This is a genomic window from Pseudomonas sp. NFACC51 (assembly GCF_900103575.1).
In the GTDB taxonomy this organism is placed as follows: domain Bacteria; phylum Pseudomonadota; class Gammaproteobacteria; order Pseudomonadales; family Pseudomonadaceae; genus Aquipseudomonas; species Aquipseudomonas fluorescens_Q.
Genome location: NZ_FMXH01000019.1, coordinates 53914 through 69399, shown reverse-complemented (window position 1 = coordinate 69399; position 15486 = coordinate 53914). Strand labels below are relative to the sequence as shown.

Sequence of the window (15486 nt, the reverse complement as noted above, 5' to 3'; positions counted from 1 at the left end):
GACTGTGCAAAACCGCGTCGACAACCGAGTCCCTGATCCCATCTTAGTCAGATTAGACGAGCACACCGGATGCAATTTCGCCCCTGCTCCGCTAGCATTAGCCGCTTATGTTCCTTCGTTGCGACGGTTTTCGATGAGTTATCAGGTTCTTGCACGTAAATGGCGTCCGCGCTCGTTCCGCGAAATGGTCGGCCAGACCCATGTGCTCAAGGCTCTGATCAATGCCTTGGACAGCCAGCGGCTGCACCATGCCTACCTGTTCACGGGTACCCGTGGCGTGGGCAAGACCACCATCGCACGGATCATCGCCAAGTGCCTGAACTGTGAAACCGGCATCACCTCCACGCCTTGCGGCGAGTGCTCGGTCTGCCGGGAAATCGACGAGGGCCGTTTCGTCGACCTGATCGAGATCGACGCCGCCAGCCGCACCAAGGTCGAAGACACCCGCGAGCTGCTCGACAACGTGCAGTACGCGCCGAGCCGTGGGCGCTTCAAGGTCTACCTGATCGACGAAGTGCACATGCTCTCCAGCCATTCCTTCAATGCGCTGCTCAAGACCCTTGAGGAGCCGCCGCCCTACGTCAAGTTCATCCTGGCGACCACCGACCCGCAGAAACTTCCTGCAACGATTTTGTCGCGGTGCCTGCAGTTCTCCCTCAAGAACATGACGCCGGAACGGGTCGTCGAGCACCTGACCCACGTACTGGGCGTCGAGAACGTGCCCTTCGAGGACGATGCGCTGTGGTTGCTGGGTCGCGCCGCCGATGGTTCGATGCGCGACGCCATGAGCCTGACCGACCAGGCCATCGCTTTCGGTGAAGGCAAGGTCATGGCCGCCGATGTCCGGGCCATGCTCGGCACCCTCGACCACGGCCAGGTCTATGACGTTTTACATGCGCTGATCGAAGGCGATGCCAAGGCGCTGCTCGAGGCGGTGCGTCACCTGGCCGAGCAGGGGCCGGACTGGAATGGCGTACTCTCGGAAATCCTCAACGTGCTGCACCGCGTCGCCATTGCCCAGGCCCTGCCCGAAGGCGTCGACAACGGCCATGGCGATCGTGATCGCGTTCTGGCCCTGGCCCAGGCGCTGCCGGCCGAAGACGTGCAGTTCTATTACCAGATGGGCCTGATCGGCCGTCGCGACCTGCCCCTGGCCCCCGATCCGCGCGGCGGCTTCGAAATGGTCCTGCTGCGGATGCTGGCGTTCCGGCCAGCCGACACAGCGGATGCCCCGAGGCAAGCGCTAAAGCCAGTGGGGATCAGCCAGGCCACAGCTGATTCCGCCAAGCCAGTGGCTGCCGCGCCCGTCGTTGCGCCGGCAGTGGCTTCGGCTCCGGTAGCGTCGGCACCTGTGGCACCAGCGACCCCGACACCCGTTGTCGCGGCCCCTGAGCCAGAACCTGAACCGATCGTCGAGGCGCTGCCCGAACCGGTCGCCGAAGCCGTTGTCGATCTGCCCTGGAACGATCCGATCGAGCCCGAGGTTGTCCAGCAACCTGCCGTGGAACCGGTCCTGGAGACCATCGCCGAGCAGCCCGAGTTGCCGCCGATGCCTTTGCCGACGCCCGACAGCGTAGTGCCCGATGCGCCTGAGTGGGTCGCCGCGCCGGTGCCCGAACCGACAGTGGCCGACGTCGATGTCGCCACGCCAGGCATCGATCAGGATGACGAACCGCCGCTGGACGAGGATTACATCGAGCCAGACCTGGATTCGGCCTACAGCTACCTGGACGACCTGGCCAGCGAGCACGCCGCTGAGCCGGCCCCGGAGCCCGAGCCGGAACCCGCGGCGATGCCAGCCACCGGGCTGGCCCTGCAATGGCTGGAGCTGTTCCCTAAGCTGCCGATCAGCGGCATGACCGGCAGCATCGCCGCCAACTGCACGCTGATGGCCGTGGAGGGCGACCACTGGCTGCTGCACCTGGACCCGGCCCACAGCGCGCTATTCAACGCGACCCAGCAGCGCCGCCTCAACGATGCGCTGAACCAGTACCACCAGCGCACCCTGACGCTGACCATCGAGCTGATCAAGCCCGAGCAGGAGACCCCGGCCCAGGCCGCGTCCCGGCGCCGTGCCGACCGTCAGCGCGAAGCCGAGGAGTCGATCCACGGTGATCCATTCATCCAGCAGATGATGCAACAGTTCGGCGCCGTGGTCCGTCACGATACTATCGAACCTGTCGAGGCCCCGGTCACCCAGGGCTCATAACTGAAGGCACCGGGCCGAACGGGCCGGGTGCGTTGTTTATCCAAGTACTTTCGAGGTGATTCCCATGATGAAAGGTGGCATGGCCGGCCTGATGAAGCAGGCGCAGCAGATGCAGGAAAAAATGGCCAAGATGCAGGAAGAACTGGCCAACGCCGAAGTCACCGGCAAGTCCGGCGGCGACATGGTGACCGTGGTCATGACCGGTCGCCACGACATCAAGCGCGTCAGCATCGACCCAAGCGTGGTCGAAGGCCTGAGCGAAGACGACAAGGAAATGCTCGAAGCCCTGTTCGCCGCCGCCGTCAATGACGCGGTGCGCAAGATCGAAGCCAACAGCCAGGACAAGATGTCTGGCATGACGGCCGGCATGCAACTGCCGCCGGGCATGAAACTGCCGTTCTGATTCGCCATCCCGGTCGGGATGGGCTACACACAATGCCAGGCATCGCGCCTGGCATTTTTGTTTCTGTCATAGGCGCGAGCGGTGGTAGAAATCATACCTGTGGGAGCAAGGCTTGCCCGCGATGAACGATGACGCGCCGCTCCGACACACCGAGGTCTCTGTATCGCGGGCAAGCCTTGCTCCCACAGGTGCCCGCTGAACAAACATCGAACGCCACCCCCTCGGCAATGGTCTGCTCCCTATACGTGCCACTCAACGATCAAGGAGACGCTTCCATGTCACAAGCATCGACCTCCAGCCAGCGCATCGTCCTTGCCTCCCGCCCCCACGGCGCCCCGACCGCGGAGAATTTCCGCCTGGAGCACGTGACGCTGCCGGAGCTGGCGCAAGGGCAGATCCTGCTCAAGACGCAGTTCCTGTCGCTGGACCCTTACATGCGCGGGCGAATGAGTGACGCGCCTTCCTACGCTGCTCCGGTAAAAATCGACGAGGTGATGACCGGTGGCGCCGTCAGCCGCGTGGAGCGCTCGATGCACCCGAAATTCCAGGAGGGTGATCTGGTGGTGGGGGCCACCGGTTGGCAGAGCCACAGCATCAGCGACGGGCGCAACGTGATGCCCATCCCCTCGGGGCTTGCGAGCCCGTCGATGGCCTTGGGTGTGCTGGGCATGCCGGGCATGACCGCTTACATGGGGCTGATGGACATCGGCCAACCCAAGGCCGGGGAGACCCTGGTGGTCGCAGCGGCCTCGGGTGCGGTGGGCTCGGTGGTCGGCCAGGTGGCGAAGATCAAGGGCCTGCGCGTCGTCGGCGTCGCGGGTGGCCGCGAGAAATGCAAGTACGTGGTCGACGAGCTGGGATTTGACGCCTGTGTCGATCACAAGAGCGCACGTTTTGCCGAGGAGCTGGCGCACGCTTGCGACAAGGGCATCGACATCTATTACGAAAACGTCGGTGGCAAGGTTTTCGATGCCGTCGTGCCGCTGCTCAACGCCAAGGCGCGAATCCCGCTCTGTGGCCTGATCGCTTCCTACAACGATCATCAAGCGCCGAGCGGCCCGGATCGCTTGCCGCAGTTGCAGCGCACGTTGCTTAACAAGCGCGTGCGGATCCAGGGGTTTATTGTGTTCGATGACTACGGCGACCGTCAGCCCGAGTTCATCAGTGCCATGGCCCCTTGGGTGCGCGATGGCAAGGTCAAGTTCCGTGAAGACCTGGTCGATGGCCTTGAGAATGCGCCACAGGCGTTTATCGGGTTGTTGGAGGGGCGCAACTTTGGCAAGTTGGTGGTGCGGGTCGCGCAGGATTGAGTATTTGACGCTAATCGGAGGCGCGGGTATAAACCGCGTCTCGTTGTTATGTCGGACATTTCCTCCATGAGCTTCAGCCCTTTGATTCGCCAACTGATCGATGCCCTGCGAACGTTGCCGGGTGTAGGTCAGAAAACTGCCCAGCGCATGGCGTTGCAATTGCTCGAGCGTGATCGCAGCGGCGGTTCGCGCCTGGCCCAGGCCCTGAGCCAGGCCATGGAAGGCGTAGGGCATTGCCGGTTATGCCGCACCCTCACCGAAGACGATCTCTGTCCACAATGTGCCGATCCGCGTCGGGACGACAGCCTGCTTTGCGTGGTGGAAGGGCCGATGGATGTGTATGCGGTAGAGCAGACCGGTTTTCGTGGCCGTTATTTCGTGCTCAAGGGCCATTTGTCACCGCTCGACGGCTTGGGGCCTGAAGCCATCGGCATTCCACAGTTGATCGCGCGGATCGAAGAGGCGGGTACGTTCACGGAAGTCATTCTCGCTACGAACCCGACGGTCGAAGGCGAAGCCACCGCCCATTACATTGCCCAACTGCTCAACAACAAAGGCTTGATCGCCTCGCGCATCGCCCACGGCGTGCCGCTGGGTGGGGAGCTTGAATTGGTGGATGGCGGGACACTGGCGCATTCGTTTGCCGGGCGCAAGCCAATCGCGTTGTAGCGGCTACACAGTACCTGTGGGAGCGAGCTTGCTCGCGATAGCGGTGGATCAGTCAATATCCATGCGACTGATAAATCGCCATCGAGCAAGCTCGCTCCCACAGGTTCGATTGTTGCCTGCCAATTACCTTTCGCTGAGCGAGAACTGCGTCAGGCAGAACGTGGGAATCCCCATGTCTTCCAGGCGCTGGGAGCCGAGCAGCTCCGGCAGGTCGATGATCGCTGCGGCTTCGTGGACCTTGGCGCCCATACGGCGGATCAGGTTGGCAGCGGCGATCAGCGTGCCGCCAGTGGCGATCAGGTCATCGAACATCACCACCGAATCACCCTCGCACAAGCTATCGGCGTGCACTTCAAGGAAGGCTTCGCCGTATTCGGTCTGGTAACCCTCGGCCAGCACATCGGCCGGCAGCTTGCCTTGCTTGCGAAACAGGATCAGCGGCTTGTTCAGCTGATAGGCCAGGATCGAGCCAATCAGGAAACCCCGCGCATCCATCGCGCCAATGTGAGTGAACTCGGCCTCGACGTACCGGTGGGCGAAACTGTCCATGACCAGGCGCAGGGCGGTCGGGGATTGGAAGAGTGGGGTAATGTCGCGAAAGATCACGCCGGGCTTGGGGAAATCGATCACGGGGCGGATCAGGGATTTGATATCGAAGGAGTCGAAGACCATCGTGGAGGTGTCCTGGCAGGGCTGCAAACGCGGCAGTATAGCGCGGCGAGGCAAATCCCTCAGCCGCGCAGGTTCATCAGCCGTCGATCGAGCCGCCGGCCAGGGCGCAGAGCTGGATCGGGTCGAGAATGTGGATTTCCTTGCCTTCGGCGGCAATCAACTCGTTCTGTTGGAAGCGGGTGAACACCCGGGACACGGTTTCCACCGCCAGGCCCAGGTAGTTGCCGATTTCGTTGCGCGACATGCTCAAGCGGAACTGGTTGGCCGAGAACCCACGAGCGCGGAAGCGTGCCGAGAGGTTGACCAGGAATGTGGCGATACGCTCGTCGGCGGTTTTTTTCGAGAGCAGCAGCATCATCTGCTGATCGTCACGGATTTCCCGGCTCATGACCCGCATCAACTGGCGGCGCAGTTGCGGCAGCTGTATGGCCAGCTCGTCCAGGCGATCGAAGGGAATTTCGCACACCGAGGTGGTTTCCAGCGCCTGGGCCGAGACCGGGTGGGACTCGGTGTCCATGCCGGACAGGCCCACCAGTTCGCTGGGCAGGTGGAAGCCGGTGAGCTGTTCTTCGCCGCCATCGCTCAGGTTAAAGGTCTTCAAGGCGCCCGAGCGCACGGCGTAGACAGAGTCGAAGGCGTCGCCCTGGCGAAACAGGAACTCGCCTTTTTTCAACGGTCGGCCCCGTTTGACGATGTCGTCCAGCGCGTCCATGTCCTCAAGGTTCAGCGAAAGCGGCAGGCAGAGGGGGGCCAGGCTGCAATCCTTGCAATGGGCCTGGTTGTGGGCGCGCAGTTTGACTGGCTCGGACATTTCTTAAATCCTTGTGGGAAATCACGCATAAGGCGTAAGGGTACCCCAGAGATGGCACTCCGGCCAGTGCGGTTTCGTCGTCAAATTGTCGCGCTCAAATAACGCGGGAGAAGCGCTGTCGGTTGTGCTGCTCCAAATAGGCATCGAACACCATGCACACGGACCGAACCAGCAGGCGCCCGGCGGGCAATACCCGGATGTGGGTGTCATCCAGCTCGATCAGCCCATCCGCGGCCATGGCCCGCAATTGCGGCCATTGCGGGGCGAAGTAACCGCGAAAATCGATGTTGAAGGTTTGCTCGATCTCGGCGAAGGGCAGGTGGAAATGGCAGATCAATTGCTGGATCACCGCGCGCCGCAGCCGGTCGTCAGCGTTGCAGATCAGCCCGCGACTGGTCGCCAATTGCCCGTCGGCGAGGGTGTTCTGGTAATGGCTCAGATCACTGCTGTTCTGGCAGTACAAATCGCCGATCTGGCTGATGGCTGACACGCCAAGGCCGATCAGGTCGCAATGGCCATGGGTGGTGTAGCCCTGGAAGTTGCGCTGCAACGTAGCCTCTTCCTGAGCGATTGCCAGTTCGTCGTCGGGCAGGGCGAAGTGGTCCATGCCGACATAGCGGTAACCGGCGGTGGTCAGTTGTTCGATGGTGCCTTGCAGCATTGCCAGTTTCTGCTCCGGGGTCGGCAAGTCCTGGCTGTTGATGCGCCGCTGGGGCATGAAGCGTTCCGGCAGGTGGGCGTAGTTGAACACCGAGAGCCGGTCCGGTTGCAGATGGATGACTTCCTGGACCGTGCGGGCGAAGTTTTCCGGGGTCTGCTTGGGCAGCCCATAAATCAGATCAATATTGATCGAACGGAACTGCAAGGTCCGGGCGGCTTCGACCACTGCGCGGGTTTCCTCGAGACTTTGCAGGCGATTGACGGCCCGCTGCACCGCTGGATCAAGGTCTTGCAGGCCGATACTGACCCGGTTGAAACCCAGTTCGCGCAACAGGCCCATGGTCGACCAGTCGGCTTCCCTGGGGTCGATTTCGATGCCGTAGTCACCGGAATCGTCGTCCAGCAAGTTCAGGTGCAGGCGCAGCTTGGCCATCAGTTGGCGCAGTTCGTCGTGGCTGAGGAACGTCGGGGTACCGCCGCCAAAGTGCAACTGTTCCACGCGCTGGGTGGGGTTCAGGTGACAGCCGATCAGTTGGATTTCCTGCTCCAGGCGTTGCAGGTAGGCGTGGGCACGACCGCGGTCCTTGGTGATGACTTTGTTGCAGGCGCAGTAGTAGCAAATGTTCGCGCAGAACGGTATGTGCACGTACAGCGACAACGGCCGCAGGGCCTTGCGGCTGTCGCGCAGGGCATGGAGCAGGTCGAAGGTGCCCACCTGGCTGCCGAACTGCGCTGCAGTGGGGTACGAGGTGTAGCGTGGTCCCGCCAGGTCGTAACGGCGGATAAGATTTGAGTCCCAACAAATGGTGTCGAGCATGCGGGCATTCCCCGGATAGACTGGCATGGGGCGAGTCTAGGGGCGCGAGGGGGTGGCCGTTTTGATTTGCGTCAACGGGGCATTGGGAGTTGTCGATGCTCGCGATTGGGGGCGACTTGGTCAATGGCCCATGAGCCAATGTTGATGTGGCCCCGGCAGTGTCCATGCGCCGAAAATAATCACCAACAAGCCACCGGCCATGCGCACGCTGCGTTTGCGCAGCAGGGCGGTGACGCGTTCGGCGGCCAGGCCCGTGGCGAGCAGCACCGGCCAGGTGCCCAGGCCGAAGGCGAGCATGAGCAACGCGCTGTCCAGTGCATTGCCCTGGCTGGCGGACCACAACAGGGTGCTGTAGACCAAGCCGCACGGCAGCCAGCCCCATAGCGCACCGAGCAGCAAGGCCCGGGGCAGGCTCGACACGGGCAGCAAACGGTTGGCGACGGGTTGGATGTGCCGCCACAGGCCGCGACCGATGCTTTCGATGCGGGTCAGGCCGCTCCACCAGCCCGCCAAGTACAAGCCCATGGCAATCAACAGCAAGCCGGCCAGCACCCGCATGATCATCGCCGCCGGGCTGTTGGACACCGCCCAACCGGCCAGGCCGATCAGCAACCCGGCGGTGGCGTAGCTCAGGATCCGCCCCAGGTTGTACGCCAGCAGCAACCGAAAGCGCCGGCTGCGCTGTTCCTTGGGAATCGCCAGGGTCAGGGCGCCCATCAGGCCGCCGCACATGCCCAGGCAGTGTCCGCCGCCGAGCAGGCCAAGGATGACCGCCGAAACCAACAGGGGTGCCAGGTCAAGCATGGGGCCCAGCCTTGTCGTCCGGCTTGCGGGCCTCGCCACTGGCTTCGTCCACCGCCGCCTTGTGGTTCGGGTCCTGATCGTCGAACAGAATGCTGTGGGCCGGACCGTCGAGGTCGTCGTACTGGCCGCTGTCCACGGCCCAGAAGAAAATGTACACAGCGATGGCCACGATCAGCAGCGCGGCCGGGATCATCACGTAGAGAGCTGGCATGTCGGAACTCCATGCCCGTGCGGCTCAGGCCGGCAGCGGGCGGGTATCGGGCGTGGTGTCGAAAACCTGCGTCTTGGGCTGACGTGTCAGCCTCAGCGCATTCAACACGACGGTCAACGAACTGATGGACATGCCGACCGCCGCCCACACCGGCGTAATCCAGCCGAGGGCGGCGAACGGCAACATGAGGCCATTGTACAGCCCGGCCCACACCAGGTTCTCGATGATCACACGGCGGGTGCGTCGGGCCAGGCTGAAGGCGTGGATCAGGGCGTCGAGGCGGTTGGACAGCAGCACCGCGTCGGCGCTGGTCTTGGCCAGGTCGGTGGCCGAGCCCATGGCGACACTGATGTCCGCCGCCGCCAGCACGGGCACGTCGTTCACGCCATCGCCGAGCATCAGCACCTTGCGGCCCTGTTGATGCAACTGCTGCAACACGGCCAGTTTGTCGTCCGGGCGCAGCCCGCCGCGAGCCTCATCGATGCCCAGCTCGGCGGCGACACTGGCAACCATGGGCGAACTGTCACCCGACAACAGCAGCGTCCGCCAGCCCCGTGCCTTGCAGGCCGCCAGCAGTGCCGGGGCATCGACGCGCAAGCGGTCATCGAGGACGAACCAGGCCAGGGGCCCGATCTCATCGCCCAGCAATAGCCATTGCCCGGGTTCGTCCGGCATTTGCGGTACGGCGACGCCACTCAGTTCGCAGACGAAACCGGGCTGGCCGATGCGCAGGCGCTGTTCGGTCACCAAACCTTCCAGCCCCAGCCCCGGGGTGCTTTGCACCTGTTCGGCAGCCAATGGCGCACGGCCGAAGGCACGGGCGATAGGGTGTTCGGAGCGGTTTTCCAGGGCGGCGGCCAAGCCCAGGCATTGGTCACTGTCGAGGGCCGCCAATGGCCGAATGGCGCGCAACGCCAGGCGGCCTTCGGTGAGGGTGCCGGTCTTGTCGAAAATCACCGTGTCGATCTGGTTCAGGCCTTCCAGCACATGACCGCGCGTCAGCAGCAGACCGAGTTTGTGCAGGGTGCCGGTGGCGGCGGTGAGGGCGGTCGGCGTGGCGAGGGACAACGCGCAAGGGCAGGTGGCGACCAGCATCGCCAGGACGATCCAGAACGCGCGCGAAGCGTCCAGTTGCCACCACACCAGCCCGATGACGGCAGCGGCGATCAAGGAGAACAGCAAGAACCATTGGGCCGCGCGGTCGGCGATTTCCGCCAGCCGTGGCTTTTCGGCCTGGGCCCGCTCCAGCAGCCGCACGATGGCCGACAATCGGGTGTCTTGCCCGAGGGCCAGCACCTCGACCGTCAAGGCCCCTTCGACGTTCAGCGTGCCGGCGGTGACGGCGTCGCCCACCTGGCGAGGTTGTGGCAGGTATTCACCGGTCAGCAGCGATTCGTCGATGCTGGACTGGCCATCCAGGATCCTGCCATCGGCCGGCAGCACCGCGCCTGGATGCACCAATACCCGGTCGCCGGTGCGCAACTCGCTGAGCAGGATGCGTTCGCTCTGGCCGTTGTTTTCCAGGCGCAGGCACGAGGCCGGCAACAGATTGACCAGTTGGGCGGTGGCGGCGGCCGTGCGCTCCCGGGCCCGGCGTTCCAGGTAACGGCCGGCCAACAGGAAGAGGGCAAACATGCCTACGGCGTCGAAGTACAACTCGCCGACCCCGGTAATTGACGTCCAGATCCCGGCAACGTAGGCGCTGCCGATGGCCAGGGACACGGAAACGTCCATGGTCAGGTGGCGGGTGCGCAGGTCGCGCATGGCGCCTTTGAAGAACGGCGCGCAGCTATAGAAGACGATGGGCGTGGTGAGGAACAGGGCAACCCAGCGCAGGATGGTGTGCATCTCCGGGCTGAGGTCGATGTTGAATTCCGGCCAGGTGGCCATGGTTGCCATCATCGCCTGGAACCACAACAGACCGGCCACACCCAATTGGCGCAGGGCCAGGCGGTTTTGTGCGGCGAGTTGTTCACAGGCCTGGTCGGCCTGGTACGGGTGGGCGACATAGCCGATCTGGCGCAATTCGGTGAGCAGCGTGCTCAGCGGCAGTTGAGCGTCGGCCCAACGTACATGCAGGCGATGATTGGACAGGTTCAACCGCGCCTCGGCCACGGCCGGCAGGCTGCGTAATTGCTTTTCGATCAACCAGCCGCAGGCGGCGCAACTGATGCCTTCCATCAACAAGGTGGTTTCGGCCAGTTCGCCTTCATGGCGCACGAATGATTGCTGCACGTCTGGGCGATCGTACAGTGTCAGTTCATCGGTCAACTGGACGGGCAGGGATTCGGGGTTGGCCGACGCTTCGCTGCGATGCTGGTAATAACTTTCCAGGCCACCGGCGACAATGGCCTCGGCCACCGCCTGGCAGCCCGGGCAGCACAGCTCGCGGGTTTCACCGAGGACAACGGCGGTGAAGCGACTGCCAGGGGGGACGGGCAGGGCGCAGTGGTAGCAGGGCTGTGGAGTGGTCATGGTTGTCGCATGAAGGCCTTTTTGGCTGGGGCGTTTGCTGGTTTATGGGCGCTGTTGTGGCGAGGGAGCTTGCTCCCGCTCGGCTGCGTAGCAGTCGTAATCGGGTGAGCCGGTCATACGACGAACGGGGCCGCTTCGCGACCCAGCGGGAGCAAGCTCCCTCGCCACAGAGAAGCGATTTACTGCTTCAGGTCTTCAGCGCCTTGCAGCGGTTCATCGCCGAGCAGGAGGTCCTGGCCGTGATTGATCTGCTCTTCTTCGAACAGGCGCCAGGTCTTGTCGTTCTCCACCCCCAGCAATTCGACAAAGCGCCGGCCTTCGATCTTGTCCGCCAACTGACCGACGTAGCGCCCTGGTTCACTGTCGTTGCGGGTCAGGACGATCTTGCGGTCCTTCTCCGGTTGGGTCGGCGAGATCAGGCTCAGTTCCAGGGTCTGGGGACGGCTGTTGCCGTTCAGGCGCAGGTTCACCTCACCGGTGAGTTCGTCCAGTTGCACGTTGGCACGCAGTTGCAGGGTCTGGGCCAGCAATTCGCGCTCCAGCGAGCGGTTGATGCCCTTGCCGGCTTCATAATAATTGTCGTTGACCAGGTTGTCCGGGTTCTTCACCGCAATGGTCACCATCGTCAGGCTCAGTGTCACCGAGCAGGTCAGGATCGCGATGATGATCCACGGCCAGAGGTGCTTGTACCAAGGGCTGGTGGCGGTTGCTGCAGGCATGTTCAGTTCTCTCAACGAGTTTGTGGGCCGATGAACCGGCTCTTGGCTTCGACATGTACGCTTTCGTCATCGGCGTCCTTGAGGATGAAGGTCACCTCGTTGGTGCTCGATGGCAGTTGTTCCGGTGCGCTGGACAGCTCGACCGGCTGGCTGTAGATCTCGCCGGCCGCGACCTTGATTTCCCGACGGCCTTGCAACTTGAGGTCGGGCAGGCCGGCGGCTTCCAGGACGTACGTATGGTCGCGTTGGTCTTTGTTCATGATCTTCAGGCTGTAGACGTTCTCGATCCGGCCTTCGGCGTTTTCGCGGTAGAGCACGCGGTCCTTGCTGACGTCGAAACCCACCAGCGAGCGCATGAAGAACGCCGCCGCCAACAGGCTCATCATGGTCAGCAGCACCAGGGCATAACCGATCAGGCGCGGGCGCAGTTTATGGGTTTTCTGCCCTGAAAGGTTGTGTTCGGTGGTGTAGCTGATCAGGCCGCGTGGATAATCCATTTTGTCCATGATGTTGTCGCAGGCATCGATGCAGGCCGCGCAGCCGATGCACTCGATCTGCAGGCCGTCGCGGATGTCGATGCCGGTAGGGCAGACCTGGACGCACATGGTGCAGTCGATGCAATCCCCCAGGCCCAGGGCTTTGTAGTCAACGCCCTTCTTGCGCGGGCCACGGCTTTCGCCACGACGCGGGTCGTAGGAAACGATCAAGGTGTCCTTGTCGAACATCACGCTCTGGAAGCGTGCGTACGGGCACATGTAGATACACACTTGCTCACGCAGCCAGCCAGCGTTGCCGTAGGTGGCGAGGGTGAAGAAACCCACCCAGAAATACGACCAGCCATCGGCCTGGCCGGTAAAGAACTCGAACACCAGTTCGCGGATTGGCGTGAAGTAACCAACAAAGGTCATGCCGGTGACGAAACCGATCAGCAGCCACAGGCTGTGCTTGGCGAGCTTGCGCAGGAATTTGTTGGCGCCCATGGGGGCCTTGTCGAGCTTGATGCGCTGGTTGCGGTCGCCTTCGGTGACTTTTTCGCACCACATGAAGATCCAGGTCCACACGCTCTGTGGGCAGGTGTAGCCACACCACACTCGTCCTGCATAGACCGTGATGAAAAACAGGCCAAAGGCGGCAATGATCAACATCCCGGACAGCAGGATGAAATCCTGGGGCCAGAAGGTGGCGCCGAAAATAAAGAATTTGCGCTCCGGCAGGTTCCACCAGACGGCCTGATGGCCACCCCAGTTCAGCCAGACCGTACCAAAATACAGCAGGAACAATAGCGCGCCGCCAGCCATTCGCAGGTTGCGGAACAGGCCAGTGAAGGCACGGGTGTAGATTTTTTCCCGAGAGGCATACAGGTCGACGCTTTTGTTCGCGTCCTTGGCAGGCGGGGTGACGTCATGTACCGGAATCTGGTTACTCATCAAATGCATCCCACGGCAGTGGAAAAGTGCCGTGGCCAGTACGTGCTAACCACGGTCAGAAAGGGTGTTGCGGTGGCGCAATGATACGCCTGTCGCTCTAGCCCAAGGGTGCGACCTTTGGTCGCGTTGGGGATGAGGGCACAATGGTGTAGCGGGATGTAACAAGTCTTGACCCAGGTCAATTGACTATAGACATTCCATGGCACTGGAGAAAAACGAAAGGGCCTGCTGACTCATTCAGCAGACCCTTTCGGATTGGCTTGGTGCGGCTACCATGGGTCGACGTTACCCAGTGCGCGGTTCGCCTGTCGCGAGGAGGCTTTGGTTGGACCACGGATCAAGCAACGCCACGCCGCTGCCTCGGAAATCAGTCACATTGCGGGTGACTACGGTCAGCCCATGAACCAGCGCGGTGGCGGCAATCAATGCATCGCATTCATTGCTGCGATACGGAACGTGCAGGCGAGCGCAGCGCAGCGCAACGGCGCGGTCGACCGCCAGGATTCTGCCGGCGAATGCGGGCATGACATGGTTGTCCAGCCATGCGCGCAGACGACTGCCTTGCGCCGGGTCTTTGCGTTCGAAGCGCAACACGCCGGTTTCCAGTTCCAATACGGTAATTGCCGAGAGGTAAAGGCTGGGGGCGGGCACGCTACGCGCCCAAGCCATTACGTTTTTATCGGCCTGAGGCTTACGCAGTTCCGAGATGACGTTAGTGTCGAGCAGGTACATCAGGACAGGTCCACCGAACGAGGAGAGATGACGGCACGTTCGGTATCGAAATCAATATCCGGCGTGTCGGGCATGACCAGCAATTCGACAATGCTGGTGCCGATGCCGGTCAGTTTCTGGTACTCCTCAATGCTTAGCAGCACATGGGCCGGCTTGCCACGGTCGGTGATGATGACCGGCCCCTGGCGGGTGGCTTTTTTGGCACCACTTGTGTCGTGGTTGAATTCGCGGCTGGAAATAGTGGTGATGGACATGGCGGCGTCCTCGAGAAAACTGAATGTAGGCACGTTACTACCGTCGTTGATTGCGGGCAAGATAAACCATTGCCCTGTCGCACCGGCAAACAAAAAGGCCCCGTCAACCTGGGTTGACGGGGCCTTGGGGGCATCAGGCGCTGGCTTTACTGGGCGTCAGCCGCAGGAGCCTTTTCGCCGTGAGACAGGCTGTAGACGTAGGCGGCCAGCAAGTGGACCTTGTCGTTGCCTTGCAAGTCGGCCTGGGCCGGCATCTGGCCCTGGCGACCGTAGCGGATGGTCTGCTGCAACTGAGCGAAGCTCGAACCGTAGATGAAACCGGCCGGGTGCGTCAGGTCAGGTGCGCCCATGGCTGGCGTGCCTTTGCCAGCAGGGCCGTGGCAGGCCACGCAGTTGGCGGCAAAGAGTTTCTGCCCATTGGCTGGATCGGCCTTGGCGCCTTCCGGCAGTTTGCGGCTGTGCAGGCTGGTCACCAGGTAAGCGGCCACGTCGGCCACGCCTTGCTCGCCGACCACGGCAGCCCAGCCCGGCATCACGGCGTGACGACCGCCCATGATGGTGGTCTTGATGGTTTCCGGCTCACCGCCCCAGCGCCAGTCGGCGTCGGTCAGGTTAGGGAAGCCATAGGCGCCCTTGGCATCGGAACCGTGGCAGACCGAGCAGTTGGAGGCGAACAGGCGGCCACCCATCTTCAGGGCTTGTGGGTCCTTGGCGACTTCTTCAATCGGCATGGAGGCGAACTTGGCGAAGATCGGACCGAACTTGGCGTCCGAACGTGCCATTTCCTTTTCCCACTCATGGACGCCCGTCCAGCCGGTCTGGCCGTTGGCGAAGGCGGTCTGCTTTTCGGTGTCCAGGTAGTTGTAGCCTGGCAGCAGGCCTTTCCAGTTGCCCAGGCCTGGGTAGAGCACCAGGTAACCGAGGGCGAACACGATGGTGCCCACGAACAGCATGAACCACCATTTCGGCAGTGGGTTGTCGTACTCCTCGATCCCGTCGAACGAGTGGCCGACGGTCTCGTCCGTCTGCTCGGCGCGCTGGCCCTTGCGGGTCGACAGCAGCAGCCAGGTCAGGGAGAAGATCGTTCCCAGGCTGAGGACTGTGACGTACAGACTCCAGAATGTAGTCATTCTTTGTTACTCCTAGAAGCTTGCTCGACGTGCTTGATGGCTTCGGGATCATCCGCGAACGGCAGCAAGGTCGCGTCGTCAAACTCCGACTTGCGCTTGGGGCTGAACACCCACAGGGCCAGACCGATGAAGGCCACCATCACGACGACGGTGCCCAGGCCGCGAATCATCCCGATATCCATA

The 15486-nt window shown here is 62.5% G+C and carries 16 protein-coding genes; 4 read left to right on the top strand and 12 right to left on the bottom strand.

What is annotated here, in order from left to right:
* Positions 1–133 precede the first annotated feature (133 nt).
* The 4 genes from dnaX to recR all read left to right on the top strand — a co-directional run bounded on the left by dnaX (position 134) and on the right by recR (position 4591).
* On the top strand, positions 134–2209 hold the full coding sequence (gene dnaX, locus BLT00_RS27695; RefSeq protein WP_092148442.1) for a DNA polymerase III subunit gamma/tau: 2076 nt from the start codon (positions 134–136) through the stop codon (positions 2207–2209).
* A 64-nt stretch (positions 2210–2273) separates the two neighbouring features.
* Complete coding sequence (locus BLT00_RS27690; protein WP_003183512.1) at positions 2274–2612, top strand: YbaB/EbfC family nucleoid-associated protein; 339 nt, start codon at positions 2274–2276, stop codon at positions 2610–2612.
* 275 nt (positions 2613–2887) lie between these two features.
* Positions 2888–3922, top strand: coding sequence for an NADP-dependent oxidoreductase (locus tag BLT00_RS27685; protein WP_092148439.1), 1035 nt, complete (start codon positions 2888–2890; stop codon positions 3920–3922).
* A 66-nt stretch (positions 3923–3988) separates the two neighbouring features.
* Positions 3989–4591 carry a recombination mediator RecR gene (recR, locus tag BLT00_RS27680; RefSeq protein ID WP_003199585.1) on the top strand — a complete coding sequence of 201 codons (603 nt, stop codon included), beginning with the start codon at positions 3989–3991 and terminating at the stop codon, positions 4589–4591.
* 123 nt (positions 4592–4714) lie between these two features.
* Here the strand turns inward: recR and BLT00_RS27675 are convergent, their stop codons facing one another.
* The 12 genes from BLT00_RS27675 to BLT00_RS27620 form a co-directional block, all read right to left on the bottom strand.
* A complete protein-coding gene (locus tag BLT00_RS27675; RefSeq protein WP_063322214.1) occupies positions 4715–5263 on the bottom strand; it encodes an adenine phosphoribosyltransferase in 549 nt (182 codons plus the stop codon).
* A 76-nt stretch (positions 5264–5339) separates the two neighbouring features.
* Positions 5340–6074, bottom strand: a complete 735-nt coding sequence (gene fnr / locus BLT00_RS27670) for a fumarate/nitrate reduction transcriptional regulator Fnr (protein WP_063322213.1) — start codon at positions 6072–6074, stop codon at positions 5340–5342.
* Between the two features lie 94 nt (positions 6075–6168).
* Positions 6169–7551, bottom strand: coding sequence for an oxygen-independent coproporphyrinogen III oxidase (gene hemN, locus BLT00_RS27665; protein WP_092148436.1), 1383 nt, complete (start codon positions 7549–7551; stop codon positions 6169–6171).
* Between the two features lie 120 nt (positions 7552–7671).
* Complete coding sequence (locus BLT00_RS27660; protein ID WP_063322211.1) at positions 7672–8355, bottom strand: sulfite exporter TauE/SafE family protein; 684 nt, start codon at positions 8353–8355, stop codon at positions 7672–7674.
* A complete protein-coding gene (ccoS, locus tag BLT00_RS27655) occupies positions 8348–8566 on the bottom strand; it encodes a cbb3-type cytochrome oxidase assembly protein CcoS (RefSeq protein ID WP_063322210.1) in 219 nt (72 codons plus the stop codon). Before ccoS ends, BLT00_RS27660 begins: the two co-directional genes overlap by 8 nt.
* A gap of 24 nt (positions 8567–8590) precedes the next feature.
* The gene (locus BLT00_RS27650) at positions 8591–11041 is read right to left on the bottom strand and encodes a heavy metal translocating P-type ATPase (protein ID WP_092148434.1); all 2451 of its coding nucleotides are present in this window, start codon (positions 11039–11041) and stop codon (positions 8591–8593) included.
* Between the two features lie 179 nt (positions 11042–11220).
* Positions 11221–11760, bottom strand: a complete 540-nt coding sequence (locus BLT00_RS27645) for a FixH family protein (protein WP_063322208.1) — start codon at positions 11758–11760, stop codon at positions 11221–11223.
* An 11-nt stretch (positions 11761–11771) separates the two neighbouring features.
* Positions 11772–13187 (bottom strand): cytochrome c oxidase accessory protein CcoG, encoded by a 1416-nt coding sequence (gene ccoG / locus BLT00_RS27640; protein ID WP_003199601.1) that lies wholly within the window; start codon positions 13185–13187, stop codon positions 11772–11774.
* Positions 13188–13472: 285 nt separating this feature from the next.
* The gene (locus tag BLT00_RS27635) at positions 13473–13919 is read right to left on the bottom strand and encodes a type II toxin-antitoxin system VapC family toxin (protein WP_092148432.1); all 447 of its coding nucleotides are present in this window, start codon (positions 13917–13919) and stop codon (positions 13473–13475) included.
* A complete protein-coding gene (locus tag BLT00_RS27630) occupies positions 13919–14173 on the bottom strand; it encodes a type II toxin-antitoxin system Phd/YefM family antitoxin (protein WP_063322205.1) in 255 nt (84 codons plus the stop codon). The genes BLT00_RS27635 and BLT00_RS27630 overlap by 1 nt, the downstream gene beginning before the upstream one ends.
* Positions 14174–14319: 146 nt before the next feature.
* Complete coding sequence (gene ccoP, locus BLT00_RS27625; RefSeq protein WP_063322204.1) at positions 14320–15303, bottom strand: cytochrome-c oxidase, cbb3-type subunit III; 984 nt, start codon at positions 15301–15303, stop codon at positions 14320–14322.
* Positions 15300–15485 (bottom strand): CcoQ/FixQ family Cbb3-type cytochrome c oxidase assembly chaperone, encoded by a 186-nt coding sequence (locus BLT00_RS27620; RefSeq protein WP_003183474.1) that lies wholly within the window; start codon positions 15483–15485, stop codon positions 15300–15302. The genes ccoP and BLT00_RS27620 overlap by 4 nt, the downstream gene beginning before the upstream one ends.
* Between the last annotated feature and the right edge of the window lies 1 nt (position 15486).

Coding starts and splice junctions, on each gene's coding strand:
- hemN (WP_092148436.1), bottom strand. CDS start 7,551: ATGCTCGACACCATTTGTTGGGACTCAAATCTTATCCGCCGTTACGAC.
- BLT00_RS27635 (WP_092148432.1), bottom strand. CDS start 13,919: ATGTACCTGCTCGACACTAACGTCATCTCGGAACTGCGTAAGCCTCAG.
- BLT00_RS27630 (WP_063322205.1), bottom strand. CDS start 14,173: ATGTCCATCACCACTATTTCCAGCCGCGAATTCAACCACGACACAAGT.
- ccoS (WP_063322210.1), bottom strand. CDS start 8,566: ATGCCAGCTCTCTACGTGATGATCCCGGCCGCGCTGCTGATCGTGGCC.
- BLT00_RS27650 (WP_092148434.1), bottom strand. CDS start 11,041: ATGACCACTCCACAGCCCTGCTACCACTGCGCCCTGCCCGTCCCCCCT.
- dnaX (WP_092148442.1), top strand. CDS start 134: ATGAGTTATCAGGTTCTTGCACGTAAATGGCGTCCGCGCTCGTTCCGC.
- BLT00_RS27620 (WP_003183474.1), bottom strand. CDS start 15,485: ATGGATATCGGGATGATTCGCGGCCTGGGCACCGTCGTCGTGATGGTG.
- fnr (WP_063322213.1), bottom strand. CDS start 6,074: ATGTCCGAGCCAGTCAAACTGCGCGCCCACAACCAGGCCCATTGCAAG.
- BLT00_RS27645 (WP_063322208.1), bottom strand. CDS start 11,760: ATGCCTGCAGCAACCGCCACCAGCCCTTGGTACAAGCACCTCTGGCCG.
- BLT00_RS27685 (WP_092148439.1), top strand. CDS start 2,888: ATGTCACAAGCATCGACCTCCAGCCAGCGCATCGTCCTTGCCTCCCGC.
- ccoG (WP_003199601.1), bottom strand. CDS start 13,187: ATGAGTAACCAGATTCCGGTACATGACGTCACCCCGCCTGCCAAGGAC.
- recR (WP_003199585.1), top strand. CDS start 3,989: ATGAGCTTCAGCCCTTTGATTCGCCAACTGATCGATGCCCTGCGAACG.
- BLT00_RS27690 (WP_003183512.1), top strand. CDS start 2,274: ATGATGAAAGGTGGCATGGCCGGCCTGATGAAGCAGGCGCAGCAGATG.
- ccoP (WP_063322204.1), bottom strand. CDS start 15,303: ATGACTACATTCTGGAGTCTGTACGTCACAGTCCTCAGCCTGGGAACG.
- BLT00_RS27675 (WP_063322214.1), bottom strand. CDS start 5,263: ATGGTCTTCGACTCCTTCGATATCAAATCCCTGATCCGCCCCGTGATC.
- BLT00_RS27660 (WP_063322211.1), bottom strand. CDS start 8,355: ATGCTTGACCTGGCACCCCTGTTGGTTTCGGCGGTCATCCTTGGCCTG.